Annotated in this window: 24 protein-coding genes; 21 read left to right on the top strand and 3 right to left on the bottom strand. The window is 53.0% G+C overall.

The window, feature by feature from the left end; genetic code table 11:
• Positions 1-34: 34 nt before the first annotated feature.
• The 20 genes from asnC (at position 35) to phoU (ending at position 20,498) form a co-directional block, all read left to right on the top strand.
• Positions 35-493, top strand: coding sequence for a transcriptional regulator AsnC (asnC, locus tag KW828_RS18245; protein WP_218337701.1), 459 nt, complete (start codon positions 35-37; stop codon positions 491-493).
• A gap of 90 nt (positions 494-583) precedes the next feature.
• Positions 584-1,033: an FMN-binding protein MioC gene (gene mioC, locus KW828_RS18240; protein WP_218337700.1), complete on the top strand. Its 450-nt coding sequence runs from the start codon at positions 584-586 to the stop codon at positions 1,031-1,033.
• A gap of 372 nt (positions 1,034-1,405) precedes the next feature.
• On the top strand, positions 1,406-3,295 hold the full coding sequence (gene mnmG / locus KW828_RS18235) for a tRNA uridine-5-carboxymethylaminomethyl(34) synthesis enzyme MnmG (RefSeq protein ID WP_218337699.1): 1,890 nt from the start codon (positions 1,406-1,408) through the stop codon (positions 3,293-3,295).
• Between the two features lie 107 nt (positions 3,296-3,402).
• Positions 3,403-4,026, top strand: coding sequence for a 16S rRNA (guanine(527)-N(7))-methyltransferase RsmG (rsmG, locus tag KW828_RS18230; protein ID WP_218337698.1), 624 nt, complete (start codon positions 3,403-3,405; stop codon positions 4,024-4,026).
• 616 nt (positions 4,027-4,642) lie between these two features.
• Complete coding sequence (gene atpI, locus KW828_RS18225; protein ID WP_218337697.1) at positions 4,643-5,023, top strand: F0F1 ATP synthase subunit I; 381 nt, start codon at positions 4,643-4,645, stop codon at positions 5,021-5,023.
• 8 nt (positions 5,024-5,031) lie between these two features.
• Positions 5,032-5,850 (top strand): F0F1 ATP synthase subunit A, encoded by an 819-nt coding sequence (gene atpB, locus KW828_RS18220; RefSeq protein WP_072570870.1) that lies wholly within the window; start codon positions 5,032-5,034, stop codon positions 5,848-5,850.
• A gap of 47 nt (positions 5,851-5,897) precedes the next feature.
• Positions 5,898-6,137: a F0F1 ATP synthase subunit C gene (gene atpE / locus KW828_RS18215; protein ID WP_000429386.1), complete on the top strand. Its 240-nt coding sequence runs from the start codon at positions 5,898-5,900 to the stop codon at positions 6,135-6,137.
• Between the two features lie 58 nt (positions 6,138-6,195).
• Positions 6,196-6,666, top strand: coding sequence for a F0F1 ATP synthase subunit B (gene atpF, locus KW828_RS18210; RefSeq protein ID WP_072570872.1), 471 nt, complete (start codon positions 6,196-6,198; stop codon positions 6,664-6,666).
• A 14-nt stretch (positions 6,667-6,680) separates the two neighbouring features.
• A complete protein-coding gene (gene atpH / locus KW828_RS18205) occupies positions 6,681-7,214 on the top strand; it encodes a F0F1 ATP synthase subunit delta (protein ID WP_088221276.1) in 534 nt (177 codons plus the stop codon).
• Between the two features lie 12 nt (positions 7,215-7,226).
• Entirely contained in the window at positions 7,227-8,768 is a 1,542-nt protein-coding gene (gene atpA, locus KW828_RS18200; protein ID WP_064324193.1) for a F0F1 ATP synthase subunit alpha, read from the top strand.
• Between the two features lie 50 nt (positions 8,769-8,818).
• Positions 8,819-9,682, top strand: a complete 864-nt coding sequence (gene atpG, locus KW828_RS18195) for a F0F1 ATP synthase subunit gamma (protein WP_088221274.1) — start codon at positions 8,819-8,821, stop codon at positions 9,680-9,682.
• A gap of 26 nt (positions 9,683-9,708) precedes the next feature.
• Entirely contained in the window at positions 9,709-11,091 is a 1,383-nt protein-coding gene (atpD, locus tag KW828_RS18190; RefSeq protein WP_088221273.1) for a F0F1 ATP synthase subunit beta, read from the top strand.
• Positions 11,092-11,111: 20 nt separating this feature from the next.
• Positions 11,112-11,531 carry a F0F1 ATP synthase subunit epsilon gene (locus KW828_RS18185; RefSeq protein WP_088221272.1) on the top strand — a complete coding sequence of 140 codons (420 nt, stop codon included), beginning with the start codon at positions 11,112-11,114 and terminating at the stop codon, positions 11,529-11,531.
• A 689-nt stretch (positions 11,532-12,220) separates the two neighbouring features.
• A complete protein-coding gene (gene glmU, locus KW828_RS18180; RefSeq protein WP_218337696.1) occupies positions 12,221-13,594 on the top strand; it encodes a bifunctional UDP-N-acetylglucosamine diphosphorylase/glucosamine-1-phosphate N-acetyltransferase GlmU in 1,374 nt (457 codons plus the stop codon).
• Between the two features lie 167 nt (positions 13,595-13,761).
• Entirely contained in the window at positions 13,762-15,591 is a 1,830-nt protein-coding gene (gene glmS / locus KW828_RS18175; protein ID WP_218337695.1) for a glutamine--fructose-6-phosphate transaminase (isomerizing), read from the top strand.
• 316 nt (positions 15,592-15,907) lie between these two features.
• The gene (pstS, locus tag KW828_RS18170) at positions 15,908-16,948 is read left to right on the top strand and encodes a phosphate ABC transporter substrate-binding protein PstS (protein ID WP_218337694.1); all 1,041 of its coding nucleotides are present in this window, start codon (positions 15,908-15,910) and stop codon (positions 16,946-16,948) included.
• 139 nt (positions 16,949-17,087) lie between these two features.
• Positions 17,088-18,047, top strand: coding sequence for a phosphate ABC transporter permease PstC (gene pstC / locus KW828_RS18165; RefSeq protein ID WP_218337693.1), 960 nt, complete (start codon positions 17,088-17,090; stop codon positions 18,045-18,047).
• Entirely contained in the window at positions 18,047-18,937 is an 891-nt protein-coding gene (gene pstA, locus KW828_RS18160; protein WP_088221267.1) for a phosphate ABC transporter permease PstA, read from the top strand. The genes pstC and pstA overlap by 1 nt, the downstream gene beginning before the upstream one ends.
• Before the next feature lie 47 nt (positions 18,938-18,984).
• Positions 18,985-19,758, top strand: coding sequence for a phosphate ABC transporter ATP-binding protein PstB (gene pstB, locus KW828_RS18155; RefSeq protein ID WP_088221266.1), 774 nt, complete (start codon positions 18,985-18,987; stop codon positions 19,756-19,758).
• 14 nt (positions 19,759-19,772) lie between these two features.
• Positions 19,773-20,498: a phosphate signaling complex protein PhoU gene (gene phoU, locus KW828_RS18150; RefSeq protein ID WP_218337692.1), complete on the top strand. Its 726-nt coding sequence runs from the start codon at positions 19,773-19,775 to the stop codon at positions 20,496-20,498.
• A gap of 109 nt (positions 20,499-20,607) precedes the next feature.
• Here the strand turns inward: phoU and yieH are convergent, their stop codons facing one another.
• A complete protein-coding gene (gene yieH / locus KW828_RS18145; protein WP_218337691.1) occupies positions 20,608-21,273 on the bottom strand; it encodes a 6-phosphogluconate phosphatase in 666 nt (221 codons plus the stop codon).
• A gap of 171 nt (positions 21,274-21,444) precedes the next feature.
• Between yieH and KW828_RS18140 the strand changes: the two genes are divergently transcribed.
• On the top strand, positions 21,445-22,782 hold the full coding sequence (locus KW828_RS18140) for an NCS2 family permease (protein ID WP_218337690.1): 1,338 nt from the start codon (positions 21,445-21,447) through the stop codon (positions 22,780-22,782).
• Between the two features lie 51 nt (positions 22,783-22,833).
• On the opposite strand, the gene KW828_RS18135 is transcribed toward KW828_RS18140, so the two are convergent.
• Together KW828_RS18135 and cspA are read right to left on the bottom strand one after the other, a co-directional pair.
• Positions 22,834-23,559, bottom strand: coding sequence for a 4'-phosphopantetheinyl transferase superfamily protein (locus KW828_RS18135; protein ID WP_218337689.1), 726 nt, complete (start codon positions 23,557-23,559; stop codon positions 22,834-22,836).
• Positions 23,560-23,758: 199 nt separating this feature from the next.
• Entirely contained in the window at positions 23,759-23,971 is a 213-nt protein-coding gene (cspA, locus tag KW828_RS18130; RefSeq protein ID WP_014168131.1) for an RNA chaperone/antiterminator CspA, read from the bottom strand.
• Positions 23,972-24,088: the final 117 nt, after the last annotated feature.

Raw genomic sequence — 24,088 nt, 5'->3', positions numbered from 1 at the left:
TGGATAGAATCCCTAATCAACATAAGAAAAACCTATGGAAAATTATCAGATCGATAATCTGGATCGCGGCATTCTTGAGGCGCTGATGGCAAATGCACGTACCGCGTATGCCGAACTCGCCAAGCAGTTTGGCGTCAGCCCCGGCACTATTCACGTTCGCGTCGAGAAGATGAAACAAGCAGGCATTATCACCGGCGCGCGCATTGATGTGAATCCGAAGCAGCTCGGCTATGACGTTTGCTGCTTTATCGGCATCATTTTAAAAAGCGCCAAAGATTATCCGTCGGCCCTCGCACGGCTGGAGAGCCTGGAGGAGGTCACCGAGGCGTATTACACCACCGGGCACTACAGCATCTTTATTAAGGTGATGTGTAAATCGATCGACGCGCTGCAACAGGTACTTATCAACAAGATCCAAACAATTGATGAAATTCAGTCCACCGAGACGTTGATCTCCCTGCAGAACCCGATCATGCGTACTATCCGCCCGTGATCCTCTGAAATAATCACCCTGTTTTCCACAGGTAGATCCCAGCTCATTCACAGCGTACAATACGCCACGCTTAATTGAGGACGGACGATCATGGCAGATATTACGCTTATCAGCGGCAGTACCCTGGGCGGAGCAGAGTATGTGGCGGAGCACCTGGCTGAAAAGCTGGAAGAGGCGGGCTACAGCACCAGCACGCAGCATGGCCCGTTACTGGAGGATCTACCGCCAGAGGGCGTGTGGCTGCTGGTTTCCAGTACCCACGGCGCAGGCGATCTGCCGGATAACATTCTTCCTTTATATGAAGAGCTGAAAGAACAGCAGCCGGATCTGTCCAGAGTACGCTTTGGAGCTATCGGGATCGGCAGTCGCGAGTACGACACCTTTTGTGGGGCGATCGACAAGCTGGAAAGCGAAATGCAAGCTTGCGGTGCTAAACAGATCGGTGAAACGCTGCGGATCAACGTCCTCGATCATGATATTCCGGAGGATCCAGCGGAAATCTGGCTGGGATCCTGGATTAATTTACTCAAGATTGTGTAAAGATCGTGCGATCAGCTGTGTATAAGTCTGGTTAAAAGCTTGAATCAACCGGTAGTTATCCACGGTATAAGGTTTGATGAGTTTTTGGGCTGTGCATAACCCTTCATTTTGATCCCAGCTTATACGGCGTGGGATCACCGATCTTTCACAGGTAACGATCCTTTCCAATGTATTGATCTTCAACGCCGGATCCGGGTTATCCACAGAGATGGACGATCCTAATAAGAGATCATAGTAAAAAAGATCTCTAAAAGAAAAAGATCTCTTAATAATAGTCAGGATCCCGGCTCTTTCTCGATGGGCTAAAGTTGAGTAGAATCCACGGCCCAGGCACCCAACCACTTTCTAACCGCTCAGGCGAGGCAAACCACCATGTTTTATCCGGATCCTTTCGACGTCATCATCATTGGCGGGGGTCATGCAGGCACTGAGGCCGCAATGGCCGCTGCACGTATGGGTCAGCAAACCCTGCTTTTGACACACAATATCGACACCCTGGGACAGATGTCGTGCAACCCGGCGATCGGCGGTATTGGGAAAGGACACCTGGTAAAAGAAGTGGACGCGCTGGGCGGATTGATGGCGAAAGCGATCGATCAGGCAGGCATCCAGTTTAGGATACTAAACGCGAGCAAGGGGCCGGCGGTTCGTGCCACCCGTGCTCAGGCGGATCGTGTGCTTTACCGCCAGGCGGTACGCACGGCCCTTGAGAATCAGCCGAACCTGATGATCTTCCAGCAGGCGGTTGAGGATCTGATCGTCGAAAACGATCGTGTCGTCGGTGCAGTGACGCAAATGGGTCTGAAGTTCCGTGCCAAATCTGTTGTGCTGACGGTCGGGACGTTTCTCGACGGCAAAATTCATATCGGCATGGATAACTACAGCGGTGGCCGTGCCGGCGATCCGCCGTCGATTTCGCTTTCCCGCCGTCTGCGTGAGCTGCCGCTGCGCGTCAGCCGCCTGAAAACCGGGACGCCGCCGCGTATTGACGCGCGGACCATCGATTTTAGCGTGCTGGCTGAACAGCACGGTGACACGCCGCTGCCGGTCTTTTCGTTCATGGGTAATGTGGATCAACATCCGCGCCAGGTGCCGTGCTATATCACCTACACCAACGAAAAAACCCATGACGTGATCCGCAATAACCTCGATCGCAGCCCGATGTATGCCGGCGTGATCGAAGGGATCGGCCCGCGTTACTGCCCGTCGATCGAAGACAAAGTGATGCGTTTTGCGGATCGTAATCAGCATCAGATCTTCCTGGAACCGGAAGGCCTGACCTCGAACGAAATTTATCCGAACGGTATCTCCACCAGCCTGCCGTTTGATGTGCAGATGCAGATCGTGCGATCCATGCAGGGCATGGAAAACGCGAAGATCGTCCGGCCTGGCTATGCGATCGAGTATGACTTCTTCGATCCGCGTGACCTGAAGCCGACGCTGGAAAGCAAATTTATCGCCGGTCTGTTCTTTGCAGGTCAGATCAACGGCACCACCGGTTACGAAGAGGCGGCTGCGCAGGGGCTGCTGGCGGGTCTGAACGCCGCCCGTTTCTCGGCCGAAAAAGAGGGCTGGGCGCCGGGACGTTCCGAAGCCTATCTGGGTGTGCTGGTGGATGACCTGTGCACGCTGGGTACCAAAGAGCCGTACCGCATGTTCACCTCTCGCGCGGAATACCGTCTGATGCTGCGTGAAGACAACGCCGATATTCGTTTAACCGCCGCGGGCCGCGAACTGGGCCTCGTGGACGATGAACGCTGGGCGCGCTTTAACGAGAAGCTGGAAAACATCGAGCGTGAACGTCAGCGTCTGAAAGACATCTGGCTGCACCCGCACTCTGAAAAGATTGAAGAGGTGAATGCGAAGCTGAGCGCGCCGCTGTCCCGCGAGGCGAACGGGGAAGATCTGCTGCGTCGTCCGGAAATGACCTATCGCGATATGGTCGAGCTGTCGTCGTTTGCGCCGGGGCTGAGTGATGCCCAGGCTGCCGAGCAGGTCGAAATCCAGGTGAAATACGAGGGTTATATTGCGCGCCAGCAGGACGAAATCGACAAGCAGCAGCGTAACGAAAACACCGTGCTGCCTGCGACGCTGGATTATCGTCAGGTGAGTGGCCTGTCCAACGAAGTGATCGCCAAGCTTAACGATCATAAGCCTTCTTCCATCGGTCAGGCATCGCGTATCTCCGGCATCACGCCTGCGGCGATCTCTATCCTGCTGGTGTGGCTGAAAAAGCAGGGCATGCTGCGCCGTAGCGCGTAGTTCCTTGAACGTTGCCCAGTGGCGCTATGCTTATCGGGCCGACAGAACAACTCAGGGCGGGTTAGCGAAGCGACTCCCGCCCATAAGCATCTAAACAGGTAATCACCGTGCTCAACAAACTCTCTCGTCTGCTGGATGAAGCAGGTATTTCGCTCACCGATCACCAGAAAAACCAGCTGGTGGCCTATGTCGATATGCTGCACAAATGGAACAAAGCGTACAATCTGACGTCGGTACGCGACCCGAACGAGATGCTGATCCGTCATATTCTGGATAGCGTGGTGGTGGCGCCGCATCTGGTCGGGGTTCGCTTTATCGACGTGGGCACCGGGCCTGGGTTGCCGGGGATCCCGCTGTCAATCGTATTACCTGACGCGCACTTCACGCTGTTAGACAGCCTCGGAAAACGAGTCCGTTTTCTGCGCCAGGTCCAGCACGAGCTTGGCCTGACAAACATCACGCCGGTGCAGAGCCGCGTCGAAGATTTCCCGGCAGAGCCGCCGTTTGACGGCGTGATCAGTCGTGCTTTTGCCTCGCTGAACGATATGGTGAGCTGGTGTCATCACCTGCCGGGGGTGGGGGGGCGCTTTTACGCGCTGAAAGGCCAGTTGCCTGATGATGAAATCGAAAAATTGCCGGCAGAATTCGCGGTTGACGCCGTGGTCAAACTGCGCGTTCCGCAACTGGATGGCGAACGTCATCTGGTGATGATTAAGCCAAACAATATTTAATTTTTATCAAAAAATGTTAATTCCGTGCTGTAGTGAATGTGTTAAAAATCAGCAGACAGAAAGAGAATAATTCCCGCCTTGCTTAACCTTATTTTTACTGGGATTTTTCGGTTCATTAACCTGGCAGGCATGATTAACCTGCAAAATAGTCAACCAGGGAAGTATATGTCTGCTAAAAATCAGGGCGGGATAAAGTTTAGTGATGTTAAAAATTTATTAAGAATGTCAATAAAAGGTTTTTGTTGTATAGGGAGCTGTTTTAAAAATAGTCGCTAATATTCATCTTAATTATCATAAAGATGGTAACGGGGATTATTATGCTTCGATAAAAGCCGCTTAAATGAAGATGCGCAATTTGTGATCTGGTGCACGCTTTAGTATCAGGCTTTTCGCGCGATCGGCATTCATGTTCGATGGTTCACACTTTACGAAAAAGTGGAAAAAGAGCCGTCGAGAAATTTATTTAAACATTTATTCACCTTTTCGCTACTTATTGTTTGAAATCACGAGTCCGCACCGTATAATTTGCTCGCTTTTTGATGCTTGACTCTCAGCCTTAAAGAACGTTTTATACGACACGCGACATACCTCGTTGGGGGCAGGAGTAAAAAACGTGATGTCTTTGTCGCTCTTGAGTCGAAACGTTGCTCGTAAGCTTCTGTTCATTCAGTTCCTGGCAGTGATAGCGAGTGCATTGCTATTTTGCCTGAAAGACCCCTTCTGGGGCGTCTCCGCGTTATGCGGTGGGCTGGCAGTATTACTGCCAAATATGTTGTTTATGATTTTTGCCTGGCGTCATCAGGCGCATACACCTGCTAAAGGCCGCATGGCCTGGTCCTTCGCCTTAGGGGAAGTGTTCAAGGTGTTGGCGACCTTTACCCTACTGGTGGTGGCGCTGGCGGTTTTGAAGGCGGTCTTTTTACCGCTGATCGTCACGTGGGTTTCGGTGCTGGTTGTACAGATACTGGCACCCGCTGTAATTAACAACAAAGGGTAAGAGGCATCATGTCTGCAGGAGAAATCTCAACACCGCAGGAGTACATAGGCCACCATCTGAATAACCTTCAGATTGACCTGCGTACCTTTTCGCTGGTGGATCCGCATAACCCCCCAGCCACTTTCTGGACGCTTAACATCGACTCCATGTTCTTCTCGGTGCTTCTGGGTCTGTTGTTCCTCGTGATGTTCCGTAGCGTTGCCAAAAAAGCAACCAGCGGCGTACCGGGAAAATTCCAGACGGCGATCGAGCTGGTCATTGGCTTCGTCAATGGCAGCGTGAAAGACATGTATCACGGCAAGAGCAAGCTGATTGCTCCGCTGGCCCTGACGATTTTCGTCTGGGTATTCCTCATGAACCTGATGGACTTACTGCCTATCGACCTGCTGCCGTATATCGGCGAGCATGTGTTTGGCCTGCCGGCTCTGCGTGTGGTTCCGTCTGCTGACGTGAACATCACCCTGTCGATGGCGCTGGGCGTATTTATCCTCATCCTGTTCTACAGCATCAAAATGAAAGGCATTGGCGGCTTCACGAAAGAGTTGACGCTGCAGCCGTTCAATCACTGGGCATTTATTCCTGTCAACTTAATCCTTGAAGGGGTAAGCCTGCTGTCTAAACCGGTATCACTCGGTCTGCGACTGTTCGGCAACATGTATGCCGGTGAGTTGATCTTCATTCTGATTGCAGGACTTCTGCCATGGTGGTCACAGTGGATCCTGAATGTGCCATGGGCCATTTTCCACATCCTGATCATTACGCTGCAAGCCTTCATTTTCATGGTTCTGACGATTGTCTATCTGTCGATGGCATCTGAAGAGCATTGATTTTACCAACACTACTACGTTCTAACTGAAACAAACTGGAGACTGTCATGGAAAACCTGAATATGGATCTGCTGTACATGGCTGCCGCTGTGATGATGGGTCTGGCGGCAATCGGTGCTGCGATCGGTATCGGCATCCTCGGGGGCAAATTCCTGGAAGGCGCAGCGCGTCAACCGGATCTGATCCCTCTGCTGCGTACTCAGTTCTTTATCGTTATGGGTCTGGTGGATGCAATCCCGATGATCGCTGTAGGTCTGGGTCTGTACGTGATGTTTGCTGTCGCGTAGTAAGCGTTGCTTGATTAAGCAATTTTTAGAACGTTAACCAGATAAGAGGCATTGTGCTGTGAATCTTAACGCAACAATCCTCGGCCAGGCCATCGCGTTTGTCCTGTTCGTTCTGTTCTGTATGAAGTATGTATGGCCGCCGTTGATCGCTGCCATTGAGAAACGTCAAAAAGAAATCGCTGACGGCCTCGCTTCTGCAGAACGAGCTAAAAAGGATTTGGACCTTGCACAGGCCAATGCGACCGACCAGCTGAAAAAGGCGAAAGCGGAAGCCCAGGTAATTATTGAGCAGGCGAACAAACGTCGCGCTCAGATCCTGGACGAAGCTAAAACCGAAGCAGAACAGGAACGTACCAAAATCGTTGCACAGGCTCAGGCAGAAATTGATGCTGAGCGTAAACGTGCTCGTGAGGAACTGCGTAAGCAAGTTGCTATCCTGGCTGTTGCTGGCGCCGAGAAGATCATCGAACGTTCCGTGGATGAAGCTGCTAACAGCGACATCGTGGACAAACTTGTCGCTGAACTGTAAGGAGGGAGGGGCTGATGTCTGAATTTGTTACGGTAGCTCGCCCCTACGCCAAAGCAGCTTTTGACTTTGCTGTCGAAACCCAAAGTGTCGATCGCTGGCAGAACATGCTGGCGTTTGCCGCTGAGGTAACGAAAAACGAACATATGGCAGAGATGCTTTCAGGTGCACTGGCACCGGAAACCCTCGCTGCGTCGTTCATCGCCGTTTGCGGCGAGCAACTTGATACCAACGGCCAGAACCTGATTAAGGTAATGGCTGAAAATGGTCGTCTGAGAGTGCTCCCGGATGTTCTTGAGCAGTTCGAGCACTTACGTGCCCTTAGTGAAGCTACCGCTGAAGTTGAAGTAACCTCGGCGACCGAACTGAGTGAAGAACAGCTTGCGAAGATTACTGCCGCGATGGAAAAACGTCTGTCACGCAAAGTTAAGCTGAATTGCAATATCGATAAGTCTGTATTGGCGGGCGTAATCATCCAGTCGGGTGATATGGTCATTGATGGCAGCGTACGCGGCCGTCTACAACGCCTCGCAGACGTCTTGCAGTCTTAAGGGGACTGGAGCATGCAACTGAATTCCACCGAAATCAGCGAACTGATCAAGCAGCGCATTGCTCAGTTCAGTGTTGTGAGCGAAGCTCATAACGAAGGTACTATTGTTTCTGTAAGTGACGGTGTTATCCGCATCCACGGCCTGGCCGATTGTATGCAGGGTGAAATGATCTCCCTGCCGGGTAACCGTTACGCTATCGCACTGAACCTGGAGCGCGACTCCGTAGGTGCAGTTGTGATGGGGCCGTATGCTGACCTCGCCGAAGGCATGAAGGTTAAATGTACTGGCCGTATTCTTGAAGTACCGGTAGGCCGTGGCCTGCTGGGCCGTGTGGTGAACACCCTGGGTGCGCCAATCGACGGTAAAGGTCCGGTTGATAACGATGGCTTCTCGCCAATCGAAGTTATCGCACCGGGCGTAATCGATCGTCAGTCCGTCGATCAGCCGGTACAGACCGGTTATAAATCCGTTGATGCCATGATCCCAATCGGTCGTGGTCAGCGTGAGCTGATCATCGGCGACCGTCAGACCGGTAAAACCGCGATGGCTATCGATGCGATCATCAACCAGCGTGACTCCGGCATCAAATGCGTTTACGTAGCAATCGGCCAGAAAGCCTCCACCATTTCTAACGTGGTGCGCAAACTGGAAGAGCACGGTGCGCTGTCCAACACTATCGTTGTAGTTGCTACCGCTTCTGAATCTGCTGCACTGCAATACCTGGCACCGTATGCGGGTTGCGCAATGGGCGAATACTTCCGTGACCGCGGTGAAGATGCGCTGATCGTTTATGATGACCTGTCCAAGCAGGCTGTTGCATACCGTCAGGTTTCCCTGCTGCTGCGCCGTCCGCCAGGACGTGAAGCATTCCCAGGCGACGTGTTTTACCTCCACTCCCGTCTGCTGGAGCGCGCATCCCGCGTAAACGCGGAATACGTTGAGAACTTCACCAAAGGTGAAGTGAAAGGTAAAACCGGCTCCCTGACCGCGCTGCCGATCATTGAAACCCAGGCGGGTGACGTTTCTGCGTTCGTTCCGACCAACGTAATTTCTATTACCGATGGTCAGATCTTCCTGGAAACCAACCTGTTTAACTCCGGTATTCGTCCGGCGGTTAACCCGGGTATCTCCGTATCCCGTGTTGGTGGTGCTGCTCAGACCAAGATCATCAAGAAACTGTCCGGTGGTATTCGTACCGCGCTGGCACAGTATCGTGAACTGGCTGCGTTCTCTCAGTTCGCATCCGATCTGGATGAAGCTACCCGTAAGCAGTTGAGCCATGGTCAGAAAGTGACCGAGCTGCTGAAACAGAAACAGTATGCCCCAATGTCTGTTGCACAACAGGGCCTGGTGCTGTTCGCGGCTGAACGCGGTTACCTCGAAGATGTGGAACTGGCGAAAATCGGTAGCTTCGAAGCCGCGCTGCTGGCTTACGTTGACCGTGACCACGCTCCGCTGATGCAAGAGATCAACCAGTCCGGTGGCTATAACGACGAAATCGAAGGCAAGCTGAAAAGCATCCTCGATTCCTTCAAAGCAACCCAGTCCTGGTAACGTCCGGCGGTCTGTCTTAGGGCAGACCGCAAGGCATTGAGGAGAAGCTCATGGCCGGCGCAAAAGAGATACGTAGTAAGATCGCAAGCGTCCAGAACACGCAGAAGATCACTAAAGCGATGGAGATGGTCGCCGCTTCCAAAATGCGTAAATCGCAGGACAGAATGGCGGCCAGCCGTCCTTATGCAGATACCATGCGCAAAGTGATTGGTCACCTTGCGAACGGCAATCTGGAATATAAGCACCCTTACCTGGAAGAACGCGACGTTAAGCGCGTGGGCTACCTGGTGGTGTCTACCGACCGTGGTCTGTGCGGTGGCTTGAACATTAACCTGTTCAAAAAGCTGCTGGCGGAAATGAAGGTTTGGTCTGATAAAGGCGTTCAGAGCGACATCGCGATGATCGGCTCTAAAGGCGTTTCTTTCTTCAATTCCGTAGGGGGCAACATTGTCGCCCAGGTGACCGGTATGGGTGACAACCCGTCCCTGTCCGAACTGATCGGCCCGGTAAAAGTGATGTTGCAGGCCTACGATGAAGGCCGTCTGGACAGGCTGTATATTGTCAGCAACAAATTTATTAACACCATGTCTCAGGTTCCGACCCTCACTCAGCTGCTGCCGTTACCGGCATCAGAAGATGATGAGCTGAAGCACAAAGCCTGGGATTACCTGTATGAACCCGATCCGAAACCGCTGCTGGATACCCTGCTGCGCCGTTACGTTGAGTCGCAGGTTTATCAGGGCGTGGTAGAAAACCTGGCCAGCGAGCAGGCCGCACGTATGGTGGCGATGAAAGCCGCGACCGACAATGGCGGCAGCCTGATTAAAGAGCTGCAGTTGGTATACAACAAAGCTCGTCAGGCCAGCATTACTCAGGAACTCACCGAAATCGTCGGTGGTGCATCCGCGGTATAACCAGGTTAATTCGTAGAGGATTCAAGATGGCTACTGGAAAAATTGTCCAGGTAATCGGCGCCGTGGTTGACGTCGAATTCCCTCAGGATGCCGTACCGCGTGTGTACGATGCTCTTGAGGTACAAAATGGTAATGAGAGCCTGGTGCTGGAAGTTCAGCAGCAGCTCGGTGGTGGTATCGTGCGTACTATCGCCATGGGTTCTTCTGACGGTCTGCGTCGTGGTCTGGAAGTTAAAGACCTTCAGCACCCGATTGAAGTACCGGTAGGTAAAGCAACACTGGGTCGTATCATGAACGTATTGGGTCAACCAATCGACATGAAAGGCGACATCGGTGAAGAAGAGCGTTGGGCGATCCACCGCGCAGCACCAAGCTACGAAGAGCTGTCCAGTTCGCAGGAACTGCTGGAAACCGGCATCAAGGTTATCGACCTGATGTGTCCGTTCGCTAAGGGCGGTAAAGTCGGTCTGTTCGGTGGTGCGGGTGTAGGTAAAACCGTAAACATGATGGAGCTGATCCGTAACATCGCGATCGAGCACTCCGGTTATTCCGTGTTTGCGGGCGTGGGTGAACGTACTCGTGAGGGTAACGACTTCTACCACGAAATGACTGACTCCAACGTTCTGGACAAAGTATCCCTGGTTTACGGTCAGATGAACGAGCCACCGGGAAACCGTCTGCGCGTTGCGCTGACCGGCCTGACCATGGCTGAGAAGTTCCGTGACGAAGGTCGTGACGTTCTGCTGTTCGTTGATAACATCTATCGTTATACCCTGGCCGGTACGGAAGTATCCGCACTGCTGGGCCGTATGCCTTCTGCGGTAGGCTATCAGCCGACCCTGGCAGAAGAGATGGGTGTGCTGCAGGAACGTATCACCTCCACCAAAACCGGTTCTATCACCTCCGTTCAGGCGGTATACGTACCTGCGGATGACTTGACTGACCCGTCACCAGCCACCACCTTTGCGCACTTAGACGCAACCGTGGTACTGAGCCGTCAGATCGCGTCTCTGGGTATCTACCCGGCCGTTGACCCGCTGGATTCCACCAGCCGTCAGCTGGATCCACTGGTAGTTGGTCAGGAACACTACGACACCGCGCGTGGCGTACAGTCCCTGCTGCAACGTTACCAGGAACTGAAAGACATCATCGCCATCCTGGGTATGGATGAGCTGTCTGAAGAAGACAAACTGGTGGTAGCTCGCGCACGTAAGATCCAGCGCTTCCTGTCCCAGCCGTTCTTCGTGGCAGAAGTATTTACCGGTTCTCCGGGCAAATACGTCTCCCTGAAAGACACCATCCGTGGCTTTAAAGGCATCATGGAAGGCGAATACGATCACCTGCCAGAGCAGGCGTTCTACATGGTTGGTTCCATCGACGAAGCCGTGGAAAAAGCCAAAAAACTTTAACGCCTTAATCGGAGGGTGATATGGCAATGACTTACCACCTGGACGTCGTCAGCGCCGAGCAACAAATGTTCTCGGGTACTGTCGAAAAAATCCAGGTAACGGGTAGTGAAGGTGAACTGGGTATTTTCCCGGGTCACGCCCCGCTGCTCACCGCCATTAAGCCTGGTATGATCCGCATCGTTAAACAGTTCGGTCATGAAGAGTTTATCTACCTGTCCGGCGGCATTATTGAAGTGCAGCCTGGCAGCGTGACCGTTCTCGCTGATACTGCTATTCGTGGCCAGGATCTCGACGAAGCGCGAGCTCTGGAAGCGAAACGTAAAGCAGAAGAGCACATTAAGAGCTCTCATGGCGACGTGGATTACGCTCAGGCGTCTGCGGAGCTGGCCAAAGCGATCGCGAAACTGCGTGTTATCGAGTTGACCAAAAAAGCGATGTAACACCGGCTTGAAAAGTACAAAGCCAGTCTGGTTCCCAGGCTGGCTTTTTTTATGCCCGAATGGAACGGATGCGACAAATGAAATGATGTTTCTTATTTTTTGTGAGTTGAGTCACAAAAATGTTGATCGGTTAAAAGTTGAGGTGTAGACTTAGTTTTGTGAAGTAAGTCACATAAATAAATTCAACAGTCGGGAAAGCATCATGAAACTGATTAACAAAATTATCGCTTTTTTTAATAACATGAACGTTTCTTTTGGTACTTTTAATCTGTAATCACGTAGTGCCGCCCATTAAAACGACAACAGCTGGTGGCGTGATCGGACATCAATAAAGGTCGCCTCAGGCGGCCTTTATGTTTTTAATAATCCAGCAAAAATATCCCCCATTCGTACCGCTTCGCGCTCTGCTTTACTCCCCTATACTCACCTCTACTGCTGCCCGTCTGGCTGTGTTTTCTTTATTCATTCTCCGAAAAAATAAGTAAAACATCGAGATAACAACTTTACAGTAAGCAATATGTTCATTTTTTTAGACCAATGGCATTATGATGACCGGAAAAGGGGGCGCAACAGGTGGTTATTACCTCGCTGTGGGCAGTTTATCTGCTACCCAATTCACGGCGAAAAAAATGTAGTATTTTCAATGTGAAAAAGTAAAAATTCACCCTCAAATTACAGTCAGGACGCGTATGTTGAACAATGCTATGAGTGTGGTCATCCTTGCCGCTGGTAAAGGGACCCGCATGTATTCCGATCTTCCAAAAGTGCTGCATACCCTTGCAGGGAAAGCGATGGTCCAGCATGTCATTGATGCCGCGAATGAACTGGGTGCAGACCGTGTCCATCTGGTATACGGTCACGGCGGCGAACTGCTTAAGCAGAGGTTGCGTGACGATAAGCTGAACTGGGTGCTGCAGGCTGAACAGTTGGGCACAGGCCACGCCATGCAGATGGCCGCCCCCTATTTCGCCGATGATGAAGATATTCTGATGCTCTATGGCGATGTGCCGCTGATTTCGGTCGCCACCCTGCAACGTCTGCGTGACGCGAAACCGCAGAACGGCATTGGCTTACTGACCGTGAATCTCAGCGATCCGACTGGTTATGGCCGTATCACCCGCGAGAACGGCAAGGTGACCGGCATCGTTGAGCACAAAGATGCCACCGATGAACAGCGTCAGATTCAGGAAATTAATACCGGTATTCTGATCGCTAACGGCGCAGACATGAAGCGCTGGCTGGCGAAACTGACTAACAACAATGCGCAGGGCGAATACTACATCACTGATATTATCTCGCTGGCTTATCAGGAAGGACACGAGATCGCCGCTGTTCATCCGGAACGCCTGAGCGAAGTAGAAGGCGTTAACAACCGCCTGCAACTGTCCCGTCTGGAGCGCGTCTATCAGGCCGAACAGGCGGAAAAACTGCTGCTGGCAGGCGTCATGCTGCGCGATCCGGCGCGTTTCGATTTACGCGGCTCCCTGACCCACGGGCGCGATGTGGAAATCGATACTAACGTTATCCTTGAGGGCAATGTGACCCTGGGGCATCGCGTCAAGATCGGCGCAGGCTGCGTGATCAAAAACAGTGTGATCGGCGACGACTGCGAAATCAGCCCTTACAGCGTGGTCGAAGACGCTGAACTGGCCGCCGCCTGCACCATCGGTCCGTTCGCGCGTTTGCGTCCAGGTGCCGAGCTGCTGGAAGGCGCGCACGTGGGCAACTTTGTCGAAATGAAAAAAGCGCGTCTGGGTAAAGGCTCGAAAGCGGGTCACCTTACTTACCTGGGCGATGCGGAAATTGGCGACAACGTGAACATCGGCGCAGGCACTATCACGTGCAACTACGATGGTGCCAATAAGCATAAAACCATTATTGGCGATGACGTATTTGTCGGCTCCGATACACAGCTGGTGGCGCCGGTAACGGTGGCGAGCGGTGCAAGTATCGGCGCGGGCACCACGGTCACCAATGACATCGCTGAAAATGAGCTGGTCATCAGCCGTGTACGACAGACCCATATCAAGGGCTGGAAACGTCCGGTGAAGAAGAAGATTTGATTTTCCTCCTCTCCTGCGGGAGAGGATTCGGATGAGGGGCAACAACAATGATTGCCCCCGCCCACCAGCAGTAACTATAAAAATAACCCCACTCTCTACAAGGCTCGGGGCGCCCGATACGGGCAAAAACAGGTCAGCGACAACGCATTATTATCAGGAAATTAACTATGTGTGGAATTGTTGGCGCAGTCGCGCAGCGTGATATTGCTGAAATCCTTCTCGAAGGCTTACGTCGTCTGGAATATCGTGGGTATGACTCTGCGGGTCTGGCCGTCGTCGATAACGAAGGGCACATGACCCGTCTGCGTCGTTTGGGTAAAGTTCAGATGCTGTCTCAGGCTGCGGAAGAACATCCGCTTCATGGCGGTACGGGGATTGCACATACACGCTGGGCAACGCACGGCGAACCCTCTGAAGGGAATGCGCACCCACATGTGTCTGAACACATTGTGGTGGTCCATAACGGTATTATTGAGAACCATGAGCCGCTGCGTGAATTGCTGCAAGCGCGTGGCTACGTCTTTGTTTCCGAAACCGATACCGAAGTGATTGCTCACCTCGTTCACTGGGAGATGAAACAGGGCGGTACGCTGCGTGATGCGGTACTGCGCGCGATCCCTCAGCTGCGCGGTGCCTACGGTACGGTGATCATGGATACCCGTCATCCGGATACCCTGCTGGCCGCCCGCTCAGGCAGCCCGCTGGTGATCGGCCTCGGCATGGGCGAAAACTTTATCGCGTCCGATCAGTTAGCCCTGCTGCCGGTAACCCGTCGCTTTATCTACCTGGAAGAAGGTGATATTGCAGAAGTGACGCGCCGCAGCGTGACGGTATTCGACAAATCAGGCCACGAAGTTGAGCGTCCGGAAATCGAATCCAATCTGCAATATGACGCGGGTGATAAAGGTATCTATCGCCACTACATGCAAAAAGAGATTTTCGAGCAGCCGAACGCCATTAAAAACACCCTGACCGGGCGTATCAGCCACGGCGAAGTGGATTTAAGCGAGCTGGGCGCGAATGCCAATGACATGCTGTCAAAGGTTGAGCATATCCAGATTGTGGCCTGCGGCACCTCGTACAACTCCGGTATGGTGTCACGCTACTGGTTTGAATCCCTGGCTGGCGTGCCTTGTGATGTGGAGATCGCGTCTGAGTTCCGTTACCGCAAATCCGCGGTGCGTCGTAATAGCCTGATGATCACCCTGTCTCAGTCCGGTGAAACGGCGGATACGCTGGCCGCGCTGCGCTTGTCGAAAGAGCTGGGTTACCTCGGTTCGCTGGCGATCTGCAACGTGCCTGGCTCCTCGCTGGTACGTGAATCCGATCTGGCGATGATGACCAATGCCGGGACTGAAATCGGCGTTGCCTCTACCAAAGCGTTCACCACCCAGTTAACGGTACTGCTGATGCTGGTGGCGAAGTTAAGCCGTCTGAAAGGTATGGATGCGTCCATTGAGCATGACATTGTGCATGGTCTGCAGGCGCTGCCGAGCCGTATCGAGCAGATGCTGTCACAGGACAAACGTATTGAAGCGCTGGCAGAAGATTTCTCTGACAAGCATCACGCGCTGTTCCTGGGTCGTGGCGATCAGTATCCGATCGCGCTGGAAGGGGCGCTGAAGCTCAAAGAGATCTCTTATATTCATGCGGAAGCCTACGCCGCAGGCGAGCTGAAACACGGCCCGCTGGCACTGATTGATGCCGATATGCCGGTTATCGTCGTGGCGCCGAACAACGAACTGCTGGAAAAACTGAAATCCAACATCGAAGAAGTGCGCGCCCGTGGCGGCCAGCTGTACGTCTTCGCCGATCGTGATGCCGGTTTCAACAGCAGCGAAAATATGCACATTATCGAAATGCCACACGTGGAAGATGTGATTGCACCGATCTTCTACACGGTACCGCTGCAGTTGCTGGCCTATCACGTTGCGCTGATCAAAGGCACTGACGTTGACCAGCCGCGTAACCTGGCGAAATCCGTTACCGTCGAGTAATCCCTTAAACGCCCCTGCATGGCCGGGGCGTTTCTTCATTTGTTTTGTTTTTAATCAAAATTTCCCGTCTTTCTTTATAACAATCCCTCACCTTCAGCTACTTTTTATCCTGTAATAAAAAGAAAATATTCCCGCAATAATTCCCTCATTAACTTCGCAACTTTTTGATTTATAGATAATTATTTAGAATGGCACCGAGAATATAAGGTCTGTCATAAAACTGTCATATTTCATACATTTTACTGTCACCTGTTTGTCCTATTTTGCATACCGGAGCTACTCAAACAACGATTTACGAAATCTTGCAGGAGTCATTATGAAAGCCATGCGTACCACTGTCGCCACTGTTGTCGCTGCGACCTTATCTCTGAGCGCTTTTGCTGTTAACGCGGCAGCAAGCCTGACTGGCGCGGGTGCAACCTTCCCGGCACCGGTGTATGCCAAATGGGCTGATACTTATCAGAAAGCCACCGGTAGCAAAGTAAACTACCAGGGTATCGGCTCCTCCGGCGGCGTGAAGCAAATTACTGCGAACACCGTTGATTTCGGCGCGTCTGATGCTCCGCTGTCTGATGAAAAACTGGCTCAGGAAGGCCTCTTCCAGTTCCCGACCGTTATTGGTGGCGTGGTTCTGGCGGTTAACCTGCAGGGTGTGAAATCCGGCGAGCTGGTGCTGGACGGTAAAACACTGGGCGATATTTACCTCGGTAAAATCAAAAAATGGGATGACGCCGCGATTGCGAAACTCAACCCAGGCCTGAAGCTGCCTGCTCAGAACATCGCTGTTGTTCGTCGTGCTGATGGTTCAGGCACCTCTTTCGTATTCACCAGCTACCTGGCGAAAGTGAACGAAGAGTGGAAATCTAAAATTGGCGCAGGCTCCACCGTAAACTGGCCGACTGGTCTGGGCGGTAAAGGTAACGACGGCATCGCTGCTTTCGTGCAACGTCTGCCTGGCTCGATTGGCTATGTTGAATACGCTTACGCGAAACAGAACAACCTCGCCTACACCAAACTGGTGTCCGCGGATGGCAAACCGGTATCCCCGACCGAAGAAAGCTTCTCTAACGCCGCTAAAGGCGTGGACTGGAGCAAAACCTTCGCTCAGGACCTGACGAACCAGAAAGGCGATGACGCGTGGCCGATTACCTCCACCACCTTCATTCTGATCCACAAAGAGCAGAAGAAACCTGAGCAGGGCGCTGAAGTGCTGAAGTTCTTTGACTGGGCTTACAAAGATGGTGCTAAACAGGCGAATGACCTGGATTACGCCACCCTGCCAGACAACGTGGTTGAGCAGATCCGTGCTGCATGGAAAACCAACGTGAAAGACAGCAGCGGTAAAGCACTGTACTAATCAAAGTAGTTAATGATGGCGGATGGCGCTTTCGCTTATCCGCCCTACAAAAATCCGCTAACATGCTTTTTTGTAGGCCCGGTACGCGGCATCGCTACCGGGCATCGTTCAAAACAGAGTTCAACTAAAAGAGTGACCTATGGCTGCAACTAAGCCCGCTTTTAACCCACCGGGTAAACAAGCCGACATGATCTTCAGCGCACTGGTAAAACTGGCTGCGCTGATTGTGCTATTGCTGCTGGGCGGCATTATTGTGTCGCTTATTATCTCCTCCTGGCCAAGCATCCAGAAGTTTGGTTTCTCTTTCCTGTGGACCAAAGACTGGGACGCGCCGAACGATGTGTACGGGGCGTTAGTGCCCATTTACGGCACGCTGGTAACCTCATTTATCGCACTGCTGATCGCCGTTCCGGTAAGTTTCGGCATTGCTCTGTTTCTGACTGAACTGGCGCCAGGCTGGCTGCGTCGCCCGCTGGGTATCGCCATTGAACTGCTGGCGGCTATCCCTAGTATTGTTTACGGCATGTGGGGGCTGTTCATTTTCGCGCCCTTGTTTGCGAAATATTTTCAGGAGCCGGTCGGCAACGTGCTGTCGAACATCCCGTTTGTGGGCGCGCTGTTCTCCGGCCCGGCCTTCGGTATCGGTATTCTGGCGGCCGGGGTGATCCTCGCCATCATGATCATTCCGTACATTGCCTCCGTGATGCGCGACGTGTTCGAACAAACGCCGGTGATGATGAAAGAGTCGGCATACGGCATTGGCTGTACGACCTGGGAAGTTATCTGGCGCATTGTTTTGCCGTTCACCAAAAATGGCGTAATCGGCGGCGTGATGCTCGGTCTTGGTCGCGCACTCGGTGAAACCATGGCGGTGACTTTTATCATCGGTAATACCTACCAGCTCGACAGCGCCTCGCTGTACATGCCGGGCAACAGCATTACCTCTGCGCTGGCGAACGAATTTGCGGAAGCCGAATCCGGGCTGCATGTATCGGCGCTGATGGAACTGGGCCTGATCCTGTTTGTGATCACCTTTATCGTGCTGGCGATTTCTAAAATCATGATCATGCGCCTGGCGAAAAACGAGGGGGCGCGATAATGGCAACGCTCGAAATGCAAAACGTCACCGCGCTGGCGGAATCACGTCGCAAGATGCAGGCGCGACGCCGTTTTAAGAACCGTGTCGCGCTGACGCTGTCGATGGCGACCATGGCATTCGGTCTTTTCTGGCTGGTGTGGATCCTGTTTTCCACGGTGACGCGCGGTATTGATGGCATGTCGCTGGCGTTATTCACCGAAATGACGCCGCCGCCTAATACGGCAGGTGGTGGCCTGGCGAACGCCCTGGCGGGCAGCGGTCTGTTGATTTTCTGGGCTACCGCGGTCGGGACGCCGCTGGGCATTATGGCCGGCATTTATCTGGCGGAGTATGGCCGTAAATCCTGGCTGTCAGAAGTGATTCGTTTTATTAACGATATTCTGCTCTCCGCGCCGTCAATTGTGGTTGGCCTGTTCGTTTACACCATTGTGGTGGCGCAAATGGAACACTTCTCTGGCTGGGCGGGCGTGATTGCGCTGGCGCTGCTGCAGGTGCCGATTGTTATCCGTACCACTGAGAACATGCTCAAACTGGTGCCGGACAGCCTGCGTGAAGCGGCTTATGCGCTGGGCACGCCGAAATGGAAGATGATCTCCTCCATCACGTTAAAAGCGTCTGTTTCCGGGATCCTGACCGGCATTCTGCTGGCCATTGCGCGTATCGCGGGTGAAACCGCACCGCTGCTGTTTACTGCGCTCTCCAACCAGTTCTGGAGCACGGACATGATGCAGCCTATCGCTAACCTGCCGGTGACGATTTTCAAATTTGCCATGAGCCCGTTTGCAGAGTGGCAGGAACTGGCCTGGGCAGGCGTGCTGATTATCACCCTGTGCGTACTGTTGCTGAACATTCTGGCGCGCGTGATCTTCTCGAAGAAGAAACACGGTTAATTTTTAGCGGCATGGCCCCCGGCCGTGTCGAATGAGGAAAGAGTAAAATGAGTATGGTTGATACTGCATCCGGTAAGATCCAGGTTCGTGATTTGAACTTCTATTACGGGAAATTCCATGCCCTGAAAAACATCAGTCTGGATATTGCCAAAAACCAGGTGACGGCGTTTATCGGCCCGTCAGGCTGTGGCAAATCCACCCTGCTGCGTACCTTTAACAAAATGTACTCGCTCTATCCTGAGCAGCGTGCAGAAGGCGAAATCCTGCTGGATGGTGACAACATTCTCACCAATACCCAGGACATCGCGCTGCTGCGTGCCAAAGTTGGCATGGTATTCCAGAAGCCGACGCCGTTCCCGATGTCGATTTACGACAACATCGCGTTTGGCGTGCGCCTGTTTGAAAAGCTCTCCCGCACAGATATGGACGAGCGCGTCCAGTGGGCGCTCACCAAGGCCGCATTGTGGAACGAAACCAAAGATAAACTGCATCAGAGCGGTTATTCGCTCTCCGGTGGTCAGCAGCAGCGTTTATGTATCGCCCGCGGCATCGCCATTCGCCCGGAAGTGCTGTTGCTGGATGAGCCTTGCTCGGCGCTGGATCCGATCTCTACCGGCCGTATTGAAGAGCTGATCACCGAATTAAAACAGGATTACACCGTCGTCATCGTGACCCACAACATGCAGCAGGCTGCGCGTTGCTCCGATCACACGGCGTTTATGTACCTTGGCGAGCTTATTGAGTTCAGCAATACCGACGATCTGTTTACCAAGCCGGCTAAGAAACAAACTGAAGATTACATTACGGGTCGCTACGGCTGATTCAGGAGCACGCTATGGATAACCTTAACCTCAATAAACACATTTCCGGCCAGTTTAACGCCGAGCTGGAAAGTATTCGCACGCAGGTCATGACCATGGGTGGCATGGTGGAGCAGCAGCTCTCTGACGCTATCACCGCCATGCATAATCAGGACAGCGAGCTGGCTAAGCGCGTTGTGGCTGGCGACCAGCAGGTCAATATGATGGAAGTCGCTATCGATGAAGCCTGTGTGCGCATCATCGCCAAGCGTCAGCCGACCGCCAGCGATCTGCGTCTGGTGATGGCGATCATCAAAACCATCGCTGAGCTGGAGCGTATTGGCGACGTGGCTGACAAAATTTGCCGCACGGCGCTGGAGAAGTTCTCTCAGCAACACCAGCCGTTACTGGTAAGCCTGGAGTCACTTGGCCGTCACACGGTGCAGATGCTGCACGATGTGCTGGATGCGTTCGCGCGCATGGATCTGGATGAAGCGATCCGTATTTACCGCGAAGACAAGAAAGTGGATCAGGAATATGAAGGCATTGTGCGTCAGCTGATGACCTACATGATGGAAGATCCGCGCACTATCCCAAGCGTACTGACGGCGCTGTTCTGCGCGCGCTCTATTGAGCGTATCGGTGACCGCTGCCAGAACATTTGCGAATACATTTTCTATTTCGTGAAAGGCCAGGATTTCCGCCACGTGGGCGGCGACGAGCTGGACAAACTGCTCGCCGGGAAAGATCCGAAAGAGTGAGTTAGTGCCCCCTCACCCTAACCCTCTCCCCAGGGAGAGGGAACTGATCGAGCACAATCCCGCCTTTCTCCCTCTCCCAGTGGAAGAGGGCCGGGGTGAGGGGTAAAAATTACCGCGTAATATTCCACCCGCGCGCCTTCCATAATTCCGGTAGCTGCGCCAGTTCGGTAAAGGTCGTCACCTTCGGGTGGTCAAGCGGCTGGTTATGCGGATCGGCGCAGAAGTAGAACACTTCCATGCCCGCCGCGATACCTGCCTGCGCCCCGGCGGAGGAATCATCCACCAGAATACATTTCGTTGGATCGACATTCATGGCTTTCGCGGCGTGGAACATCAGTGCCGGATCGGGTTTCCAGCGCTGAATGTCGTAGCCGCTGAACAGCAAATCCGGGAAGTGGTGCAGCATTCCCAGCTTACCCAGCGAATGGTTCATTTTGCTCACCGGCCCGTTAGAGACCACGCACATCGGCACGGCCATCGCATCCAGTAACGCATTTGCACCCGCGATCACCTCCAGTTCGCTGTCGAACAGACGTGCGACCTCGGCGCGGTAGACAGGTTCGAGATCGGCTTTCGCCAGATCCACGCCGTTTTCGGCGTTAATAATGTCGATAATCTCGTAGAGCTTCACGCCTTTAAAGCGCTTAAACACCTCTTCAAGATCAAGCGTAATGCCAAATTCCTGGAACATATGGACATAAGCCCGGGAACAAATCACTTCACTGTCGACCAGCGTGCCGTCACAGTCGAAAAATACCGCGTCAATTTGGGACATGCCGTTTCCTGTTTTAATGCAATTTTAACGATTACTTGGCGCAGATTACGCCACGCAATCGTTGCCGTATAAGCAAATTCAATGAAAAAAAATGGGTGATACCCATCACCATTGTCGCATTTTGGTATAGGATAGCGACGGATTTTTCCCTCCCATGTTTGGAAATTGATAATGAGCCAACAACACACCACCCAGCCAGCTGGCCAGGGGTTGCTCGACCGCGTGTTTAAACTGCGTGAACACGGCACAACGGCACGCACCGAAGTGATCGCCGGGTTCACCACCTTCCTGACGATGGTTTACATCGTTTTTGTTAACCCACAAATTTTGGGTGCCGCTGGCATGGATACCAGCGCGGTGTTCGTGACCACCTGTCTGATTGCAGCGCTTGGCAGCATTCTGATGGGGATGTTCGCTAACCTGCCCGTTGCGCTGGCACCGGCGATGGGGCTGAATGCCTTCTTTGCTTTTGTGGTGGTGGGCGCTATGGGTCTGCCGTGGCAAATCGGTATGGGCGCGATTTTCTGGGGTGCGGTTGGCTTGTTGCTGTTGACGATTTTCCGCGTGCGTTACTGGATGATTGCGAATATCCCGGTCAGCCTGCGCGTGGGTATTACCAGCGGTATCGGTTTATTCATCGGGATGATGGGTCTGAAAAACGCCGGCGTGATCGTGGCGAATCCGGAAACCCTTGTCACCATTGGTAATCTGTCCTCACACAGCGTACTGCTGGGCGTGCTGGGCTTCTTTATTATCGCCATTCTCGCCTCGCGTAATATTCACGCGGCAGTGCTGGTCTCTATCGTGGTGACCACGCTGCTGGCGTGGATTCTGGGGGACGTGGAGTATAACGGTATCGTCTCTGTGCCGCCGAGCGTGACCAGTGTGGTTGGCCATGTCGATTTAGCCGGTTCGTTTAATCTGGGCCTCGCGGGCGTGATCTTCTCGTTCATGCTGGTAAACCTGTTCGACTCCTCCGGTACGCTGATTGGCGTGACGGACAAAGCGGGTCTGGCAGACGAAAAAGGCAAATTCCCGCGCATGAAGCAGGCGCTGTACGTGGACAGTATCTCGTCGGTGGCAGGCTCGTTTATCGGCACCTCGTCCGTAACCGCGTACATTGAATCTTCTTCCGGCGTCTCCGTTGGTGGCCGTACTGGTCTGACTGCGGTGGTGGTGGGTGTATTGTTCCTGCTGGTGATTTTTCTTTCGCCGCTGGCTAAGATGGTGCCGCCGTACGCTGCTGCTGGCGCGCTGATTTACGTGGGCGTGCTGATGACGTCCAGTTTAGCGCGTGTGAAGTGGGATGACCTGACCGAAGCGGTACCGGCATTTATCACCGCAGTCATGATGCCGTTCAGCTTCTCGATCACCGAAGGCATCGCGCTGGGCTTTATCTCTTACTGCGTGATGAAAATCGGTACCGGTCGCCTGCGCGAACTCAGCCCTTGCGTGGTGATTGTCGCGCTGCTGTTTGTGCTGAAGATTGCGTTTATCGACGCGCACTAATCTTTGCTCCCTCATCCTGGCAAAATGGCCGGGGTGAGGGCAGATCCATGCTCAGGCAGATAAACTGCTAAATCGCATCAGTCGCGCCGCAGGGGCATTCGCCCGCTGTTGAATATCCGGCAGGCTACTCCAGCCGCTTTTACTGTCGAACGCCCAGATCCGCAGCGTTTCCATCGCCGGCGAAACGGCCACCGACCAGATCAGCACATCCTCCGCATCACACAACGCTTCCACAGGGGCTGCCAGCGCCGCCCGTAAACGACCTGAACCCGGCAGCAGCTGTAATAGCTCTGGTGAGTCCTGCGTCTGGCTGGTCATCTTTAGCACGCTCTGACGCAACGTGATGAGCTGCGTCTGGGCTTCATTCGGATCGCTCTGGTTACTGATCCACAGTTTTTCGTTGTTGCTGAAGATCTGCCGCTCTTGTGCCAGGGGGTTGTGCAGACCGCGGGTTGTACGCTGTAGCTCCATATCCAGCCCACAAATGCCCTCGGTGGTGATCGCCACACCAACCATGTTCCCGGCATAGGCAAGGGAGAAATGCGGTAACTGCATATCAAAAAAGACGGGACGACCGTTTGGCTGGTTCACGATGTCCGGCAGTTCGCTAATGCCGTAAAGCATAAACATGAGTTCGGCGAGTAATGCCCGGGAGGCCAGAAAGCGGTGACGTTGATGTTCCGGAAGTTGTCGTGCGGCGTGGTGGCAGGCGGAAGGTAGCCTCGTTGAGGTAAGATGACCATCAGTCAGTATCCCTCTTGCAAAGTGTGTTGCCATTTTTCGCTCCGTGATAATGGTCTGAAGTGTCAGACAACGAGGAAAGCTAATGGCCTGTATTGTGCGCAGGTTTGATAAAGGAAAAAAGGGGATTTGAACCACTGTGCCGGAATTTTACATTTCCTTTAACAGCAGCACATAAAAACGAAAAAACCCGCCAGAGGCGGGTTTTAAAATACTGTGCTTAGAACGAGGAAGCTTACAGGCTTACAACGTTACCAGCTGCCGGGCCTTTAGCGCCGCTTTCGATGGTGAAGGACACTTTCTGACCTTCGTCCAGAGATTTGTAGCCTTCATTCTGGATAGCAGAGAAGTGTACGAACACGTCTTTAGAGCCATCGTCAGGAGTGATGAAGCCGAAACCTTTATCAGCGTTGAACCATTTTACCAGACCAGTCATTTTAGCAGACATAGAAATTACCTTTGATATTGAATTAGTGCCTTACGGCGTGATGGTGTGCTTGACAGAATTTTTGAAGCGATTAAGAGAAGCTCACGACGAAGGGTATCTTTGGATAACTTCTGGAGG

Origin of the sequence: Enterobacter sp. ENT03 (assembly GCF_019218745.1) — a bacterium.
In the GTDB taxonomy this organism is placed as follows: Bacteria; Pseudomonadota; Gammaproteobacteria; order Enterobacterales; family Enterobacteriaceae; genus Enterobacter_D.
The sequence above is the reverse complement of the archived record's forward strand: the minus strand, read 5'-3'. Positions and strand labels throughout refer to the sequence as shown.

Excerpts from the sequence above, each read along its gene's own strand:
- asnC (WP_218337701.1), top strand. The coding sequence starts at position 35 with ATGGAAAATTATCAGATCGATAATCTGGATCGCGGCATTCTTGAGGCG.
- mioC (WP_218337700.1), top strand. The coding sequence starts at position 584 with ATGGCAGATATTACGCTTATCAGCGGCAGTACCCTGGGCGGAGCAGAG.
- mnmG (WP_218337699.1), top strand. The coding sequence starts at position 1,406 with ATGTTTTATCCGGATCCTTTCGACGTCATCATCATTGGCGGGGGTCAT.
- atpI (WP_218337697.1), top strand. The coding sequence starts at position 4,643 with ATGTCTTTGTCGCTCTTGAGTCGAAACGTTGCTCGTAAGCTTCTGTTC.
- atpB (WP_072570870.1), top strand. The coding sequence starts at position 5,032 with ATGTCTGCAGGAGAAATCTCAACACCGCAGGAGTACATAGGCCACCAT.
- atpE (WP_000429386.1), top strand. The coding sequence starts at position 5,898 with ATGGAAAACCTGAATATGGATCTGCTGTACATGGCTGCCGCTGTGATG.
- atpH (WP_088221276.1), top strand. The coding sequence starts at position 6,681 with ATGTCTGAATTTGTTACGGTAGCTCGCCCCTACGCCAAAGCAGCTTTT.
- atpA (WP_064324193.1), top strand. The coding sequence starts at position 7,227 with ATGCAACTGAATTCCACCGAAATCAGCGAACTGATCAAGCAGCGCATT.
- atpG (WP_088221274.1), top strand. The coding sequence starts at position 8,819 with ATGGCCGGCGCAAAAGAGATACGTAGTAAGATCGCAAGCGTCCAGAAC.
- atpD (WP_088221273.1), top strand. The coding sequence starts at position 9,709 with ATGGCTACTGGAAAAATTGTCCAGGTAATCGGCGCCGTGGTTGACGTC.
- KW828_RS18185 (WP_088221272.1), top strand. The coding sequence starts at position 11,112 with ATGGCAATGACTTACCACCTGGACGTCGTCAGCGCCGAGCAACAAATG.
- glmU (WP_218337696.1), top strand. The coding sequence starts at position 12,221 with ATGTTGAACAATGCTATGAGTGTGGTCATCCTTGCCGCTGGTAAAGGG.
- glmS (WP_218337695.1), top strand. The coding sequence starts at position 13,762 with ATGTGTGGAATTGTTGGCGCAGTCGCGCAGCGTGATATTGCTGAAATC.
- pstS (WP_218337694.1), top strand. The coding sequence starts at position 15,908 with ATGAAAGCCATGCGTACCACTGTCGCCACTGTTGTCGCTGCGACCTTA.
- pstC (WP_218337693.1), top strand. The coding sequence starts at position 17,088 with ATGGCTGCAACTAAGCCCGCTTTTAACCCACCGGGTAAACAAGCCGAC.
- pstA (WP_088221267.1), top strand. The coding sequence starts at position 18,047 with ATGGCAACGCTCGAAATGCAAAACGTCACCGCGCTGGCGGAATCACGT.
- pstB (WP_088221266.1), top strand. The coding sequence starts at position 18,985 with ATGAGTATGGTTGATACTGCATCCGGTAAGATCCAGGTTCGTGATTTG.
- phoU (WP_218337692.1), top strand. The coding sequence starts at position 19,773 with ATGGATAACCTTAACCTCAATAAACACATTTCCGGCCAGTTTAACGCC.
- yieH (WP_218337691.1), bottom strand. The coding sequence starts at position 21,273 with ATGTCCCAAATTGACGCGGTATTTTTCGACTGTGACGGCACGCTGGTC.
- KW828_RS18140 (WP_218337690.1), top strand. The coding sequence starts at position 21,445 with ATGAGCCAACAACACACCACCCAGCCAGCTGGCCAGGGGTTGCTCGAC.
- KW828_RS18135 (WP_218337689.1), bottom strand. The coding sequence starts at position 23,559 with ATGGCAACACACTTTGCAAGAGGGATACTGACTGATGGTCATCTTACC.
- cspA (WP_014168131.1), bottom strand. The coding sequence starts at position 23,971 with ATGTCTGCTAAAATGACTGGTCTGGTAAAATGGTTCAACGCTGATAAA.